The organism is Lysinibacillus sp. Ag94, from assembly GCF_023242215.1.
GTDB lineage: Bacteria > Bacillota > Bacilli > Bacillales_A > Planococcaceae > Lysinibacillus.
On the sequence record NZ_CP096780.1, the window covers coordinates 2,365,355 to 2,381,492 of the forward strand.

Annotated in this window: 15 protein-coding genes and 1 riboswitch; of the genes, 10 read left to right on the forward strand and 5 right to left on the reverse strand. The window is 35.9% G+C overall.

The genetic code is table 11. The annotated features are described in order from the left end of the window. Window positions 1–44: 44 nt before the first annotated feature. The 4 genes from MY533_RS10920 to MY533_RS10935 all read left to right on the forward strand — a co-directional run bounded on the left by MY533_RS10920 (window position 45) and on the right by MY533_RS10935 (window position 2,829). Window positions 45–683 carry a bifunctional transcriptional activator/DNA repair enzyme AdaA gene (locus MY533_RS10920; RefSeq protein WP_248715951.1) on the forward strand — a complete coding sequence of 213 codons (639 nt, stop codon included), beginning with the start codon at window positions 45–47 and terminating at the stop codon, window positions 681–683. Further along, complete coding sequence (gene adaB, locus MY533_RS10925; protein WP_248715952.1) at window positions 667–1,200, forward strand: methylated-DNA--[protein]-cysteine S-methyltransferase; 534 nt, start codon at window positions 667–669, stop codon at window positions 1,198–1,200. The genes MY533_RS10920 and adaB overlap by 17 nt, the downstream gene beginning before the upstream one ends. A 218-nt stretch (window positions 1,201–1,418) precedes the next feature. Then, a complete protein-coding gene (locus tag MY533_RS10930) occupies window positions 1,419–2,237 on the forward strand; it encodes an SPL family radical SAM protein (protein ID WP_248715953.1) in 819 nt (272 codons plus the stop codon). 388 nt (window positions 2,238–2,625) lie between these two features. Further along, window positions 2,626–2,829: a DUF6366 family protein gene (locus tag MY533_RS10935; protein WP_248715954.1), complete on the forward strand. Its 204-nt coding sequence runs from the start codon at window positions 2,626–2,628 to the stop codon at window positions 2,827–2,829. Window positions 2,830–3,501: 672 nt separating this feature from the next. On the opposite strand, the gene MY533_RS10940 is transcribed toward MY533_RS10935, so the two are convergent. Continuing rightward, the gene (locus MY533_RS10940) at window positions 3,502–3,777 is read right to left on the reverse strand and encodes a YqhV family protein (RefSeq protein ID WP_248715955.1); all 276 of its coding nucleotides are present in this window, start codon (window positions 3,775–3,777) and stop codon (window positions 3,502–3,504) included. Window positions 3,778–4,653: 876 nt separating this feature from the next. Then, a riboswitch (cobalamin riboswitch) is annotated at window positions 4,654–4,848 on the forward strand. A gap of 191 nt (window positions 4,849–5,039) precedes the next feature. Between MY533_RS10940 and mmgD the strand changes: the two genes are divergently transcribed. The 6 genes from mmgD to MY533_RS10970 all read left to right on the forward strand — a co-directional run bounded on the left by mmgD (window position 5,040) and on the right by MY533_RS10970 (window position 12,485). Continuing rightward, the gene (gene mmgD / locus MY533_RS10945; protein ID WP_248715956.1) at window positions 5,040–6,161 is read left to right on the forward strand and encodes a citrate synthase; all 1,122 of its coding nucleotides are present in this window, start codon (window positions 5,040–5,042) and stop codon (window positions 6,159–6,161) included. A gap of 97 nt (window positions 6,162–6,258) precedes the next feature. Next, window positions 6,259–7,692 carry a 2-methylcitrate dehydratase gene (gene prpD / locus MY533_RS10950; protein WP_248715957.1) on the forward strand — a complete coding sequence of 478 codons (1,434 nt, stop codon included), beginning with the start codon at window positions 6,259–6,261 and terminating at the stop codon, window positions 7,690–7,692. Between the two features lie 287 nt (window positions 7,693–7,979). Further along, complete coding sequence (gene prpB / locus MY533_RS10955; protein WP_248715958.1) at window positions 7,980–8,894, forward strand: methylisocitrate lyase; 915 nt, start codon at window positions 7,980–7,982, stop codon at window positions 8,892–8,894. Between the two features lie 47 nt (window positions 8,895–8,941). Then, window positions 8,942–10,600, forward strand: coding sequence for an acyl-CoA dehydrogenase FadE (locus tag MY533_RS10960; RefSeq protein ID WP_248715959.1), 1,659 nt, complete (start codon window positions 8,942–8,944; stop codon window positions 10,598–10,600). Window positions 10,601–10,626: 26 nt separating this feature from the next. After that, window positions 10,627–11,412, forward strand: coding sequence for an enoyl-CoA hydratase-related protein (locus MY533_RS10965; RefSeq protein ID WP_248715960.1), 786 nt, complete (start codon window positions 10,627–10,629; stop codon window positions 11,410–11,412). 14 nt (window positions 11,413–11,426) lie between these two features. Further along, a complete protein-coding gene (locus MY533_RS10970; protein ID WP_248715961.1) occupies window positions 11,427–12,485 on the forward strand; it encodes an enoyl-CoA hydratase/isomerase family protein in 1,059 nt (352 codons plus the stop codon). A gap of 743 nt (window positions 12,486–13,228) precedes the next feature. Here the strand turns inward: MY533_RS10970 and MY533_RS10975 are convergent. From MY533_RS10975 to MY533_RS10990, 4 genes are all read right to left on the reverse strand, one after another. Beyond that, a complete protein-coding gene (locus tag MY533_RS10975; RefSeq protein WP_248715962.1) occupies window positions 13,229–13,417 on the reverse strand; it encodes a hypothetical protein in 189 nt (62 codons plus the stop codon). Between the two features lie 241 nt (window positions 13,418–13,658). Next, complete coding sequence (locus MY533_RS10980; protein WP_132362258.1) at window positions 13,659–13,949, reverse strand: hypothetical protein; 291 nt, start codon at window positions 13,947–13,949, stop codon at window positions 13,659–13,661. 410 nt (window positions 13,950–14,359) lie between these two features. Next, window positions 14,360–14,713 carry a gamma-type small acid-soluble spore protein gene (locus tag MY533_RS10985; protein ID WP_248715963.1) on the reverse strand — a complete coding sequence of 118 codons (354 nt, stop codon included), beginning with the start codon at window positions 14,711–14,713 and terminating at the stop codon, window positions 14,360–14,362. A gap of 488 nt (window positions 14,714–15,201) precedes the next feature. Further along, entirely contained in the window at window positions 15,202–15,711 is a 510-nt protein-coding gene (locus MY533_RS10990) for a DUF3231 family protein (protein WP_132362254.1), read from the reverse strand. Window positions 15,712–16,138 lie beyond the last annotated feature (427 nt).

Below are 16,138 nucleotides of genomic sequence, written 5' to 3' on the forward strand. Positions count from 1 at the left end.
ATTCTGAAGTTATAGGGAGTATATTGTAAGGAGAGGTGAGATAAATGCCGAATAGAATTAATAACGGACATCAAGAAAACGATGGTTATAGCACTTTGAACGATGCAGAAATAATAACAGATGAAAAGTGGCAAGCAATACTAAATAATGATACAGCGTACAATCATCAATTTTTCTACGCTGTAAAGTCGACAGGGATATTCTGTAAACCATCCTGTAAATCTCGCGTTCCGAAAAAAGAAAATGTCTGCATTTTTTCAAACGCAGAACAAGCCCTCCGCGCAAATTTTCGCCCTTGTAAACGGTGTAAGCCTACGAATGAAAATCTGCCAGATAGCGAGTGGGTTAATTTAATTACTGAATACATTGATAAAAATTTTACAGAAAAATTAACGCTAGAGTCGTTAGCAACTATTTGTCACGGGAGTCCGTATCATATGCATCGAACATTTAAAAAGATTAAAGGCATTACGCCGGTTGAGTATATACAACAAGTGAGAGTACGCGCGGCAAAAAAGTATTTAATTCAGACAAATAAAGCGATTGGAGATATCGCCATATGTGTGGGTATGGCTAACGCGGCTTATTTTATTACTTTATTTAAAAAGAAAACTGGACAGACACCAGCACAATTTCGCCAAATGAGTAAAATGGAGGAAACGTACAATGGAAACAAAGAATAAACCAACCCTTTATTGGTCTTTACTGAAGTTTAAAGATTGGCATTTTTATATTGCTGCAACTTCAAAGGGGCTTGTGTTTGTAGGTTCACCGAACAAACCATTCGAGGAATTGTTCGAATGGGCTAAGAAACGCTTTCCAGGAAGTCCTCTTGTTGAAGATGATGCAAAGCTTGAACCTTATGTTATTGAAATCACTCAGTATTTAGAAGGAAAGCGCAAAACCTTTACTGTTCCATTTGAGTACGTAGGTACGCCCTTTCAGCTAGCAGTCTGGAATGCACTTTGTGAAATTCCTTATGGACGGACGTCATCCTATTCCGACATTGCAAATAATATAAATAAGCCAGCAGCTGTTCGTGCTGTAGGCGCGGCTATTGGAGCTAATCCGATATTAATGACTGTACCGTGCCATCGTGTAATAGGAAAGAATGGCTCATTAACTGGCTATCGGGGCGGTTTAGAAATGAAGACACAGCTCCTGGATCTAGAAAAACGAGGTTCATCTAGCAATGAGTAATTATTGCCGTTTAACTTGATTCAGCAGAAGTCCCCCACTTCTATAAATGGAGGGATGAATACGAAGAAACATATAAATCAGGAGGGGGTCCAAACTCCCTGCTGATTCAAGTTAAGCCTCCAGAGGATGTCAAAATTTTGAATGGAGTTAATTGTGCAAGCGCAATTCAAAATTTGGACGCAATTACGCCGAAGCATTAGATTGAATGGAGGTTCATCATGAAAAGTGAAATATTTTATAAAAGTCCGAAAACCATTCTGAATAAAGGGACTGGCTTTCTTTCTGGATATACACATTCCCTAAATCCTTATACAGGCTGTTCATTTGGGTGTTCCTATTGTTATGTACGCGAAATGCCTGTAGCTCTTTTTCGAGAAGGAGAATGGGGGAATTGGGTTGATGTTAAAAACGGAGCTGCGAATCTATTAAAAAAGGAGCTCCATCGCGCCAAATCTAAAGGAAATGTAACCATTTTTATGTCCTCAAGTACAGATCCATATCAACCAATTGAGTATCAGGAAAAAGTGACGAGATCTTTACTAGAAGTTATGGTAGAAGATCCCCCTGACTTCCTATTAGTACAGACTAGAAGCCCATTAGTAAGTCGAGATATTGATTTACTGCAACATTTTAAAGATAAAGTTCGGGTAAGTATGACAGTAGAGACAGATAGGGAAGATATTCGTAAGCATTTTACGCCCTTTGCTCTTCCTATTCCGGCAAGGCTTAAAACACTCCAACAGCTTGCTGAAGCCGGTATTCCTGCACAGGTTGCGATCGCTCCCGTATTACCAAGTAGCGAGCGATTTGCGGAAATATTACGTCCATTGGTTAACCGAGTATGTATTGATGATTATTTTATGGGGGACGGCAGTGGCGGTAAACGCACACACAGGATGGGCTTACAAGCGTTATATAGAAATCTGGAAATGGAAGAATGGTATCATCCATCCGTCTATCAAATGGTTTATAAACGAATGCGGCAGTATTTTTCGGAAGATGAACTTTTCATTAGCCAGAAGGGATTCGAACCTTAGCAGTAAAGTAGTACCTGCATGGTTACGACTCATCATGAGCAGGAAGCATTAACAGAAGAGAAGAAAGCCTATTTTGCACAAGAACGTGAGCAAATATTAGCCAAGTTACGAGATCTCTAATTAGACGAGGAATAGTAAAAACCATTATAAAATAGATATATATAAAGATTTGTATATCGCAAGAAAAAGGGGTAATTCTGTTCCATGGACAGCCAAATTGGCTATCCCATCTAAGCACGTTCGAAAATTAGAGCGCTTAACAGGCATAAAATCCGTAAAGGCTTTTTTCGGGTTTCAATAAAAAAATGGAAGATAGATAATCCGTAATTAACACTTTTAAAACCATATGTGTTATAAATAAGCTAATAATTTTTTGGAGGTGTATCACATGGATTCAAAGGAAACACCAGAAGAAAAAAGAGAACGTTTAAAACAAAGTGAACTTAAAAATAATCCTACTGGTTCTTTAAATGATGGAATTAATAGAGGCATTGGCGGTAATTTAACTGGTATGGGTTGGAAAGAGTCGGTTGTATTAATTATATTGTTATTTATCGGATATATCGTATATAAGTTATTTTTTAGTCAATAGTTTCCCGAAAATTCATTTTTTTACATTGATCAGTCAATCTGAAGAAAACAGACTAAATTTGGCCATTTTTAAAATATTCCATGTCTCCCGTAAAAAAAACGGATGGCAGCTTTTATTTTATGCTGTGAGAGCGATCGAAATGGGTAACGGTACGTGTTACTGAATCTAGATCGCTCTCACAGCGTTATTTTTATTGTTTTAGTAAGCTCAAAGCTGTAAATCGTAATTTAAAATTCAAAGCATCTTCATTTAGTTTCAATTTGTTTTCCTACCAAAATCCAAGAGATCAAGGGTTTGGTAAAACTTTAGCCTTTTACAATTTGAGAAGAAAATTTTAAAAGGGTCACTGAGTTAAGGTGACCCTAAATGAGGGAGGATGTGACGGTCAACCAACGCCACAACCGAATAAGTGTGTGCGATACACTCAATATTAATTTGTGCAAGTAGCTGTTACTTATACATATAAAAACGCATCGTGTCACACGCCTATAAAAGTCGCCATACGTAAAGTGCGAAACTTTGTTCAATTTGCATTACTACCATTGGTATACTGATATGTACGTTTTAATGGAGCAGCCATTAGAGTGTGTCAAATTAAAATAATGTAATTAACATCAATTGCAAAACATACTTTTGGAAGAATTTTATTATTGTCGAATATTGACTTTATTATCACTTAATATGTGAGCTAACAATAATAAGAGTAATTCCTGTAAAAAGGCAAATAATTCTCGTCACTGGAATTTTATCAGCTAGTCCAAATAATGCAATGGCAGTCGTTACAATTAAAACTGTTGGACCAACCAAAGCAAGCATTGTATTAATATAAAATGCTTTTTCTAAATTATTAAGCTTTAGCATCAACAATCCAGCACTTACTTCAATACTTCCAGACAATACGCGTAAAATAACCATAGCAAGAACCGATTTTTCAATAACTGTCATCATCCAATCTTTATAGATAGTTTTTAAAGGTGAAAATAAAATTCTCTTATATTATATTTCCATCATTAGGATAGTTGTAGACTTCTGTTTTAATATGAAATACTAAAATCAATATATGTATGATTCGTGTTAATTATTCTTGTTATATTATGCTATATAGTGTTCATTTAATAAGCGATTTTCTAGTTAATAGTTCAAATAGAATATCCATTTTCTACATAGTTTTTTAGGGGTTATATTTGTATTAGCAACGGGTTAAATTATTATTAAAAACAACTATCTGTAGCGTATGCTAGCCAAAAATATTATGAAATTCTTCTTAACGAAAGAAAGTCCATTCCGAAACAAGGAATACTAATAGCATTCATAACAATTTCTATTTTCCTCAAATGTTGTATCGCAAAGCTAGTCGTCCATATAGGAACAACAAACGACGTTGCTAAACACAAATTTAAAACCGCATATGTCAAAAGAAAAACGAGACGCCAGGATCATTCGTAAATTATTGATCCTGGCGTCTTTAATAACCAAAAAGGTAAAGAACTCACTTCCTCTATAGTTTGTTTTAGGCCCTCAGATAACCGCTGATTATTATTGCTGTAACACTTATAGTCGGACTACTTCCTATAAATTTTCGTAATTCCTAAATGTACCCAAATTTCTCACGCCTAATTTAAAAGAGATCGCCTTTCTTTTAAAGAAACTCTCTAAAACCGGTTCAGCGGGATCCTTTTAAAAATCTTTTTTATACGAAATATTGCTAAAAAATGCAGAATAGTTCACCAAGAAAGAAAAATAGTTAACGATAGTCTGTCTTTTCAGAATTTTACCTATATTGCTTGTTTTAAAAACTCTATGTTAAGGTAAAATGACAAATTGAATATGCTAAATTTTGGTGGTTCAATGGAGTTGATTCCATTTGATGAAAAGGGAAGTTGGTGAGAGTCCAACACTGTCCCGCAACTGTATTTAGGAGTTCAATAACAAAGCCACTGTTTTGTTTGTCAAAATGGGAAGGTGTTATTGTAGCGTTGATCATAAGTCAGGAGACCTGCCACTAAATAAGCATCAATTGACCTACGAGGATAGGGAGGTGTTAGCTACTACATGATCTTTGTGAATTCATGAAAATTCACTGTTTATTTGCTATGTCATGCTTTTGTAGATTAACAGCTTCTCAAAGGGGTAGAAGTTGTTTTTTTGTTGTTCTTTCGTGTTTTAATGGTAACGCTTACAAGAATAATTAAACAAAGGGGTTGTAATGAATGGAGTTAAATTATTCACCAGGTCTCGATGGAATCATTGCCGCTGAAACAAAGCTATCTTTTTTAGACACTGTAGAAAGTCAGATTGTGATTCGAGGCTATGATTTGATTGAGTTATCACAAAGATATTCGTATTTAGACATTGTCTACTTATTGTTACATGGAGAAATACCAACTACCGAGCAACGAGCTGATTTACAGGTTAAGTTGAAATCTAATTACCAGGTTCCACAAGATATTTTTCAAATTTTCAAGTTATTACCTGATGGGACGCATGCTATGGATGGGCTTAGAACAGGCATTTCTGTGTTAGCAGGCTATGATCAGCAAATCAATGATCGTTCTACTGAAATGAATTTGTCACGAGCATATAGACTTTTAGGTGGTATGCCTAATATTGTAGCGAATAGCTATCGTGCATTAAATGATCAAGATGTCGTGGAGCCTGATAACCAGCTTTCCTATAGTGCCAATTTTTATTACATGATAACTGGTAGAAAACCAACTGCTTTAGAAGAAGAAATTTTTGATCAATCACTCGTTTTATATAGTGAACACGAGATGCCAAATTCGACGTTTACGGCTCGTGTTATTGCCTCAACACAATCTGATTTGTATGGTGCTTTAACTGGGGCGGTCGCATCATTGAAAGGGAATTTACATGGTGGGGCAAACGAGGCAGTAATGTATATGCTTCTTGAAGCCAAAACAGTTGATGGCTTTGAAACATTGCTGAAAAACAAACTGCAAAATAAAGAAAAGATTATGGGCTTTGGCCATCGTGTTTATATGAAAAAAATGGACCCAAGAGCGCAAATTATGAAAGAGGCTTTACACAAATTATGTTTGCAGCAAGGAGATCATCGCTTATATCACATGTGTGAAGCTGGTGAAAAAGTGATGGTACAGGAAAAAGGGTTATACCCAAATTTAGATTATTATGCGGCACCAGTGTACTACATGCTTGGATTGCCAATTGAAATATATACACCCATCTTTTTTGGATCACGAACGATCGGCTTATGTGCTCATGTCATTGAACAGCATGACAATAATAGATTATTTAGACCTCGTGTCAATTATATTGGCGAGCGTCATAACCTTGAAGAATTGTCGGTATAATCAAGTTTAACAACTCGCCTTAGAGCTGATGGGCATTCTGACCAATGTCCATCAGTATACTAGTATAGCAAATTCGTACAACGGAGGGAAGATATAGATGATAAAAACAAATGAACTATCTAAGACAGATCAATTACTAACTGATATTACCGATTACGTATTAAATACAACGATTACAAGTGAAGAAGCCTACGAAACAGCACGTTATGTTTTATTAGATACTATAGGTTGCGGCATTTTGGCTTTACAGTATCCCGAATGTACGAAACTACTTGGACCAGTTGTACCCGGAACAGTCGTTCCAAATGGTACGCGTGTTCTAGGAACTTCCTATGTACTTGATCCAGTGAAAGGTGCTTTTAATATTGGTTGCATGATTCGTTGGTTAGATTACAATGACACATGGCTAGCGGCTGAATGGGGACACCCTTCTGATAATTTAGGTGGCATATTAGCAGTTGCGGATTACTTGAGTCGTGTTCGTATTGCTGAAGGCAAAGAGCCTCTTAAAATAAAAGACGTTTTAGAAATGATGATTAAAGCCCATGAAATTCAAGGGGTATTAGCATTAGAAAATAGTCTGAATCGTGTTGGTTTAGATCACGTATTATATGTCAAAATCGCGACAACAGCGGTTGTGACAAAGGCATTAGGTGGAACTCGTCAAGAAATTATCAATGCATTATCAAATGCTTGGATTGATAATTCAAGTTTACGAACATACCGTCATGCCCCAAACACAGGATCAAGAAAATCATGGGCAGCAGGAGATGCGACAAGTAGAGCCGTACAATTAGCCATGATGGCTGTGAAAGGGGAAATGGGTTATGCAACGGCCTTATCTGCACCTGGCTGGGGATTCCAAGACGTACTCTTTAATAAACAAGAATTAAAGCTTGCAAGACCGCTTACCTCTTATGTTATGGAGAATGTTCTTTTCAAAGTTTCTTTCCCGGCTGAATTTCATGCGCAAACAGCTGCAGAATGTGCTGTTCACTTACATCATGAAGTGAAAAATCGTTTAGATAATATTGAAAAAGTTGTCATAACGACACATGAATCAGCTATTCGCATCATCGATAAAGAGGGCCCATTGAATAATCCGGCTGACCGTGATCATTGTATTCAATACATCACAGCAATTGGGCTAATCTATGGTGATATTATGGCAGACCATTACGAAGATGACATGGCAGCAGATCCACGTATAGATGAACTAAGAAATAAAATGGTTGTTGTTGAGGATTCACAATATACGATCGATTACTTAGATCCTGAAAAGCGCTCTATTGCTAATGCTGTTCAAGTTTATTACAAAGATGGGACATCATCAGAATTAGTAGAGTGTGAATATCCTTTAGGCCATCGTTTCCGTCGTGAGGAAGCATTCCCTAAAATCATTGATAAATTCCAACAAAATATTAGTACACATTATTCTCAAAAACAATTAAGTAAAATTAATGAGCTTTGTGCTAATAAAAAGATGCTCGAAAATAGCGCTGTTCATGAATTTGTAGATTTATTCATCTAACTTTTATCAGCTGTGTTTTATGTATCGAAAGAATAAATCACTTTATAGCGGTTGTCCAAACATCTACTGAAAGAAGTGCCTCCGGCGGATGTCATGGAATCAGAAATAGGATGTTAAAACCATGCGATAACGGCTAACTGACCTACATCGATGTGTTGCAGACCTACGTTTGCACTGTGCTTTCGCACAAAAAACATCTGTTGCAGACGCTTCGCTTTCGCGCAAGCACAAAGCTGATTCTGGACTCAATTATGCCAAGGCATATTCATTTATAGGAGGTCTTTAAAATGGCTTGGATTGTCAATGAAGCAATGACACAAAAACAATTGGCTGACCAATTTAGAGCTTTAATAACGCGTTCTACTATTTTGCAAATACCAGGAGCTCATGATGCGATGGCAGGCTTAATGGCTAAAAAGGTTGGCTTTGAGGCATTGTATCTTTCTGGAGCTGCCTACACAGCAAGTAGGGGTTTACCTGATTTAGGAATAATTTATTCAAATGAAGTGGCTCAGCGTGCTAGTGAAATTATCCAAGCTACTAACTTACCAATACTAGTGGATATTGATACTGGCTTTGGCGGTGTATTAAACGTTGCACGTACAGCTCGCGAAATGGTAGAGGTTGGAGTAGCTGCTGTACAGTTAGAGGATCAAAATCTACCTAAAAAATGTGGACATTTGAATGGTAAAACACTCGTATCCCAAGAGGAAATGATACAGAAAATAAAAATGATTAAACAAATAGCGCCTACTTTAGTTATTATTGCCCGCACTGATGCAAGATCTGTAGAAGGTTTAGAACAGGCTATTTCAAGAGCCAATGCCTATGTAGCTGCTGGCGCAGATGCTATTTTTCCTGAGGCTCTCCAAACAGAAAAAGAGTTCAAACAATTTGCTAGTGAGCTAGATGCGCCTTTATTAGCTAATATGACTGAATTTGGACAAACACCTTATTATACAGCTAAGGAGTTTGAAAAAATGGGCTATTCGATGGTTATTTATCCCGTTACATCAATGAGAGTAGCAGCAAAAGCATATGAGCGAGTGTTTGACTTAATAAAAAATACGGGGACTCAAAAGGAAGCTATTGAGGATATGCAAACTAGAAATGAATTATATGAAACAATCTCCTATTACAAATTCGAAGATTTAGATAGTGAGTTGGCGAAAACTATCTTACCTAAAGAGGAAATCAAGTAGGAGAAAAGCAATCTGCTTTTCTCCTCTTTCTTTCAAGGAGGGCTTGTATGGATAAACTAGAAAACAAAATGTCGATCTTTACACCTGAGGAATTTCATGATGAGGAAGAGCTCATAGCAAAAACTGCAGAGCTTTTCATTAAACAGGATGTTGCACCTAAAATTTCAGCTATTGAGCAGCATCAATATGAAGTCACTCGTCAATTATTTCAAAAAGCAGGGGACCTTGGTTTACTTGCCATTGAAATACCCGAAGACTATGGGGGGCTTGAACTCAATAAAAAAATTTCAGGGCTTGTTGCAGAAAGAATGGGCTACGGGGGCTCTTTTAGTGTCTCCTACAATATTCATGCAGGAGTTGGTACATTGCCCTATGTCTATTTTGGGAATGCATCACAAAAGCTAAAGTACTTACCTAAGCTGGCTTCAGGTGAATGGATTGGAGCCTATGCCCTGACTGAGCCAGACGCAGGTTCAGATGCGTTACATCCAAAAACAAATGGGATTTTGAATGAAGATGGTACAGCATGGGTATTAAACGGTGAAAAACAATGGATTACCAATGCCCAGCTAGCAGATATCTTTGTTGTTTTTGCAAAAACAAACGAAGGAATGACCGCTTTTATTGTAGAACGTACCTTAACAGGGGTATCTATAGGGCAGGAAGAAGAGAAGATGGGAATTAAAGGGTCTTCGACGGCTACACTTATTTTAGAGGATGTTGTCGTACCAATGGACAATGTTCTTGGAGAGGTTGGAAAAGGCCATAAAGTTGCTATGAATATATTGAATATGGCACGCCTAAAGCTCGCTTTTTCAAACATTGGAACTTCCAAACAGGCACTCCAATTAGCAGTGAATTACGGTAAGGAACGGCAACAATTTCAAAAGCCGATCGTTGATTTCACAATGATTCAAGAAAAAATTGCTAATATGGCGATTTTAATTTATGGCGCAGAAAGTGCTGCATACCGAACAGCTGGAGAAATGGATGATGTTATTGAATTAGAAAGTACAGAATCCATAGTTCAAAAAATAGCCGATTTCGCTATGGAATGTGCCATCAATAAAATCAATTGCTCGGAAGCACTTGGCAAAATTGTAGATGAAGCGGTTCAAATACATGGCGGATATGGCTATATGCAAGATTATGAAGTAGAACGTTTGTATCGTGATGCAAGAATTAGCCGTATTTTTGAAGGAACAAATGAAATCAATCGCTTAACAATTGCTAAAATATTATATAAAAAGTATACACAAACAGCTTCTACAGAAAGTTATTCAGGAGGGTGCCAACCAGCAGATGATAATCACCGATATATCCAACTATCCAAGCATTTAATGCAAATGGCAATGACTGTCATTTCAGCTGCACAAATTAATCTAGAACAAGAACAAGAATACATGCGTCTGTTGGCTAATATAGCAAAGGATATTTATATTATGGAATCTTCTTTACTAAGAACGGAAAAGGCAGCACATGAAAAAATGAAAAATTTGATGACAGACATATTGTGCCAAGAGGGCTACCGTAAAATTGAAAAAAGAACAATTGACATTATTGCTGCTGCTGAAACAACTGAGCAAATACGAAAAACATGGCTGGATGATATTCAACACTTAAACATCCCGCTACATCAGAATCTCTTTATGAAGAAGAGAGCGATTGCAAGAAGTATTATCAACAATCCAAAATCTATTAGTTAAATTTCATAAACAGGAGGGAAACGATCATGGTCGATACATTTGCCAATGTAAGTAAAGAAGGTTCCATCGCGATTATTCATTTAGATCATCCACCAGCAAATACGTTGTCATCAGCAACTATTGAAAATCTTCGTCTCATTTTCCAAGAGCTAGCAGAGGACAAAGAAACAAACGCCATCATTATTACGGGCAACGGGCGATTTTTTGTAGCTGGTGCAGATATTAAGGAATTTGTTTCTGCTTTTGGGCAACAGGAAAAAGCATTGCAAATGGCCGAGGCAGGACAAGCTCTATGTGATGAAATTGAAGGTATGAAAAAGCCTGTTATCGCAGCTATAAATGGTCCAGCCCTTGGAGGAGGACTAGAGTTAGCGTTAGGCTGCCATTTCAGAATCGCTTCGAGTAATGCAATTCTTGGCTTACCAGAACTAAAACTTGGGCTACTCCCAACATTCGGTGGCACACAACGACTGAGTAGAATAACGAATCAGGCGAAAGCCCTACAATTAATTTTAACAAGTAAACAATTAAGTTCCGACGAGGCACTTCAGCTAGGCATTATTCAACTGGTAACTGAACCGGAGGAACTACTGCCAACTGCAAAAGCTGTTGCTCAGTCCTTTGTTGATGGTAAAAGTATGACAAGTGTAGCTCGTACAATTGAATGTGTAATGCAGGGTGGCAACGTTCATCTTCAAAAAGGACTGGAACTTGAACGAACACGTTTTGCTGAGCTATTTTTAACAGAGGATGCTAAAGAAGGTGTTCAGGCTTTTATTGAAAAAAGACAGCCAGAATTTAAACATTCGTAAGGGAGGAATGCAATTTGGAAAACGAAGTACTATTTTCGATCAGTGACGGTGGAACAGCAACCATTACATTGAATCGTCCTAAAGCTTTAAACTCACTTTCCACTGAAATGCTAAAACCTATCGGCGAGAAACTAAAGGAGTGGCAAGCAAATGATAAAATTCATCTTATTATCCTAAGAGGTGCAGGTGAGAAGGGATTTTGTGCTGGAGGTGATATTAAAACACTTTATAATGCTCGCTCCAGTCAAGAGGCTTTTAAAAATGCCGAAGTTTTTTTTGAAGAAGAATATCAAGTAGATTTGGCTATCTATCACTATCCAAAACCAATTATTGCCTGCCTTGATGGCATTGTCATGGGTGGTGGTGTCGGTTTAACCTTTGGGGCTAGCCACCGAATCGTTACTGAACGGACAAAATGGGCTATGCCGGAAATGAATATCGGCTTCTTTCCGGATGTTGGAGCAGCCTATTTCTTAAACAAAGCACCTGGCTTTGTAGGATACTATTTAGCATTAACCGCATCTGTTATCCAAGCTGCGGACGTTCTTTTTGTCAATGGTGCTGATAGCTATATGACAAGCGATAATCTACACAAATTCCTAACAAGCATCGAACAAACTGACTGGCATACACAAGAGATCAGCATAGCTCTAAATCAATTAATCGAGGAGTATTCAAGCAACCCATTAACAAATAGTGAACTTGCCAGTCTTCAAAATAAAATAGATCAACATTTCTCTAACTATACAGTAGAAGAAATAGTAGCGTCTTTAGATAATGACGCAAGTAAATTTTCACATGAAACAAAGCAGTTACTTCTATCTAAATCTCCATCTTCGTTAAAAATTACGTTACGGCAGCTTCTTGATGCACGAGATAAAACATTAGAAGAATGCTTTGCGACAGATTTAATCTTAGCAAAAAACTTTTTAAAACATGAAGATTTCTTTGAAGGTGTACGCTCTGTCCTCATAGATAAAGATCGAAATCCACAGTATACCTATAAAACATTAGCTGAATTTACAGATGAAGATACGAAGAAGTTTTTTCATGATAACAGTGTAAAGTCATAGTTTAAAAATCCTTTTTGAAGGAGTAGAAAGTCTGATATTTCATTATAGATGCGAAATTAATTTTTTGAAACAAAGAGGCTGTGACATAACTAAATGGTTTCTTTATAATGTCGAATAATCCCTAAATTAACAAAACACGATAACTAGAAAAACCGAACTATTCCGAAATACTTCATGAGAGTTTTATTGGATAGTTCGGTATTTTTGTGCTGAAACACATATGTCCCAGTCTCATCATTTTTCCATAGATACCTGTGGCAATTTATAATCCAGTTTGTGAACGCATATTTCTTGTTATTACATGAGGAACCTGGGCTCGCAGAACTTTCTTTCTCTACTATTCTGAGGGGGGCAAACTTAAATAGTAAGGTTCAATCACTTTCTTCAAAAAAATAATAGGCGCTTATCCTTAAAAGGGTAAGCGTTTTTTTTCACAAAAAATCACCTAATAAATAAAGCTTGTTTGAAGTACTTGACCCCATAGCAATAGTTTTTAAAAACATGCTGATATTAGTATAGGAAACAAGAAATATACAATTGATGATGACGGATTCTTTGCTTTATTGTGGGAGGAAGTTTAGTAACGGGGCTCTACTTGAAGATCATTAAGTTTCATATGCAGCTCTTTTTTTGTATTAACGAGGCAGACTACTTGAACATGCAGGTTATTACCAAAGCAAAATTTTAACTTCCATCACTAATATCCAAACTATATTGTGCAGTAAAAAACTGGTTAGAATAAATCAGCTTCTGTTTTTTAGTTTTTTTTCCATTTCAATACCCACACTGAAAACAGCGAAAATCATACTAAAGAAAAATACTATTTGAACGAATCTGTCAGCTGTCCAATACCCTAAAAAATTCATGAAAACAAGGATGACAAATAAAATTGTTGAAACAATTTGCGTATAGAAACGTAAATTACCAGACATTTTATCCCTCCAATTTATGTGAAAATATTCAAGCTTTAAGGTTAACATGTGCAATAAAAAGAACAGTTAACAATTAAGTAAACTGTTCAAATGGTATTAAAAAAAGTGGATTTTTATTAGGTGTTCATTTCAATAGATTTTTCTAGAAGTATCTACAGCAGCAGATATTTTCATTATAAATAAATGTTATTGAAATGCCAAACCCAATCGAGATAAGTATTGTTCGAATCTTCAGCCAATATTATTTTTTTGTATCAGATAACTCCACTGAAAATGTGCCGAGATTGTTTTCTTTTGAAATAGTATTAATAATGTTAGTTATTTTATTTATTGTTTTATCATCCCTATCAAAGTTAGATAGTGAAATTGTTAGAACTTTATTTTCAGGTGAATATATTGTATAGAGGATTCTTTTGTCTGGAGAAAATCCGTGTTCTACGAGACCATTTATAATTTTTTTAGTTAATTCAACTTCTCCAATCTTTTTATTTATCTCTTCAACTACTTTTAGTTGTTCTTCGGAATTCGACACAAATGCATATGAGGAAATATCTGTAACAGATTGGGAATTACGATTATAAAATACGTAGATGCCAATTGTAATTAACAAAAGAATAATGGAAAAGGTGATCTTTTTGATGTTAATTCCTCCTTACATGCAAAGTATGTATTATTTTTAAAATATATGATTTTAAAGAGGACAATGTACAGGAGAAAAGGGAATAGAAGGGATAGCAAAAGTCAAAAAATGACGGAATGATATATGGAGTGATCCGAAACAATAGGTAGAAGCTAAACTGATTTGCTAACACTACTATGGCATGAGTAGGTTTAGTCGATGGACATGTATATTTAAAAATAAATAATCATACGAGTCTATATGCTTGGAGAAATAATGGAGAAAACCGGCAAAAAAATTGCCGGTTTTGGGATGATAATCAATTATTTTGTATTGTTATTATTTTCAAATCGACCAGAAGCTAGCTTTTTGTTAGCTTCTGCTTGTTGGATTTGTTGTCTAATTTGATTAACATCAGTTTCATTTCCGAATTCTTGGCTCATCGAGTTCATTGTACCAGAAGCTTGCTTTTTGTTAGCTTCTGCTTGTTGAATTTGTTGTTTAATTTGATTAACATCAGTTTCATTCCCGAATTCTTGGCTCATCGAGTTCATTGTACCAGAAGCTTGTTTTTTGTTAGCTTCTGCTTGTTGAATTTGTTGTCTAATTTGATTAACATCAGTTTCATTCCCAAATTCTTGGTTCATCGAGTTAAAGTTTTGGTTGTTTTTATTCATGTATTTCACCTCCTAAAATTAGTCTGTACAAAAGATGCTTTATTATTCGTAGGTTATCCTAAATGGAGTAAGCAATATTTAAAGTATTTTTATATATAGAAATAAGAAAAAAAGCGCGTTATCCCATGTTACAGTAACCTAATGAACAATTTGAGAATTAAATGCAAATAGAGCATAAAAAAAGCTCTAAAAAACTCATAAAATCCCAAGTTCAATGGAATAGCCCAGAAAAAAAACCTAAAAGGACAACAGGTATCAAAAATATTTTAAATATTTTAGGTGAAAGAGCTTTTAGGAATATTACAAGGTAGATTCTCACACAAACTAAAATGACAACTATTAATAAAATAATCGAAGGTAAGAAATATAACAAACTTGTTCCTTTTGATAACCATGAAAATATGTGCATAATATTACCTCGTAATTAAAAGAACAGTTAAAAACCCCAGCGTTAAACTGGGGAACGGTTTGTCAGGTTTAATCAAATACTATTTTTCTGGATAAGCCACATGCATAGGTGGGGGAACTAACCAGCCTTTGGTCTTATTAAGACGTAACAGTTTTGCGCCGAGTTGAGCTTTACCTGTGTGGAATTGAGCGTACATTAAAGCAATATCCTCTCTAGTTGACATGCCCATAACTTGACTACATGTAACTAACCCCGCAGCAAGGTCACCTGTTAGGGCTGCACTAATTTCGGGATCATTGAATTTAGCACCAGGGGGGATATCCTCTATTCGTGCAACTGGTCTCTCCGGTGGTGCAGGGGGGAGAGCAACACCGTTAGTTTTTAATATTTTTTCTAGCTGTTTTGCTTCTTCTTTACAAGTGTCGATGATATCTTCGATTATTTTTCTTAAATCTTCATCACCAGAATGATTGTAAAACGTTTGATATCCAGCAATAAAACCATAATTTACAGTGAGATGTGTCCAGATACTAAAGACTTCTCCATAGTGTAATGGCTCGTCTTTTGGGTTGCCACTAAGTATTCCCATACTTGCTCTTCCTCTCTTATTTGAACATTTTCAAACATAGATAGTATGGGTTAAAAAAGAAAAATAATTCGATTTTTATATAAAAAGATTATTTGTTCGAAGTGACCTTTAAAGAAATGAAGGAAAGATAAAAAGAATTGCTTGTTGTCACTTCTGTTTAGAAAAAAATTAAAAAGGGTCACTTGGGATGGAGTGACCCTTAGAAGGAAACGGGATGCAAAGCAAATTTACTTTACATATTTATAATATGATTTAGAAGTTATGATTATATAGTTTATTAACCATGAAATTGTATTTAAAAATATAAATAGGAAATTGATGAAATTATTATGATTGGAATAGCGTAGTACTTTTTAAAAATTGGGCGATGCAAGTGCAACGCATAGTTATCCGCAAGATAATGTATGTTCTAGTATTTAAAACAAAC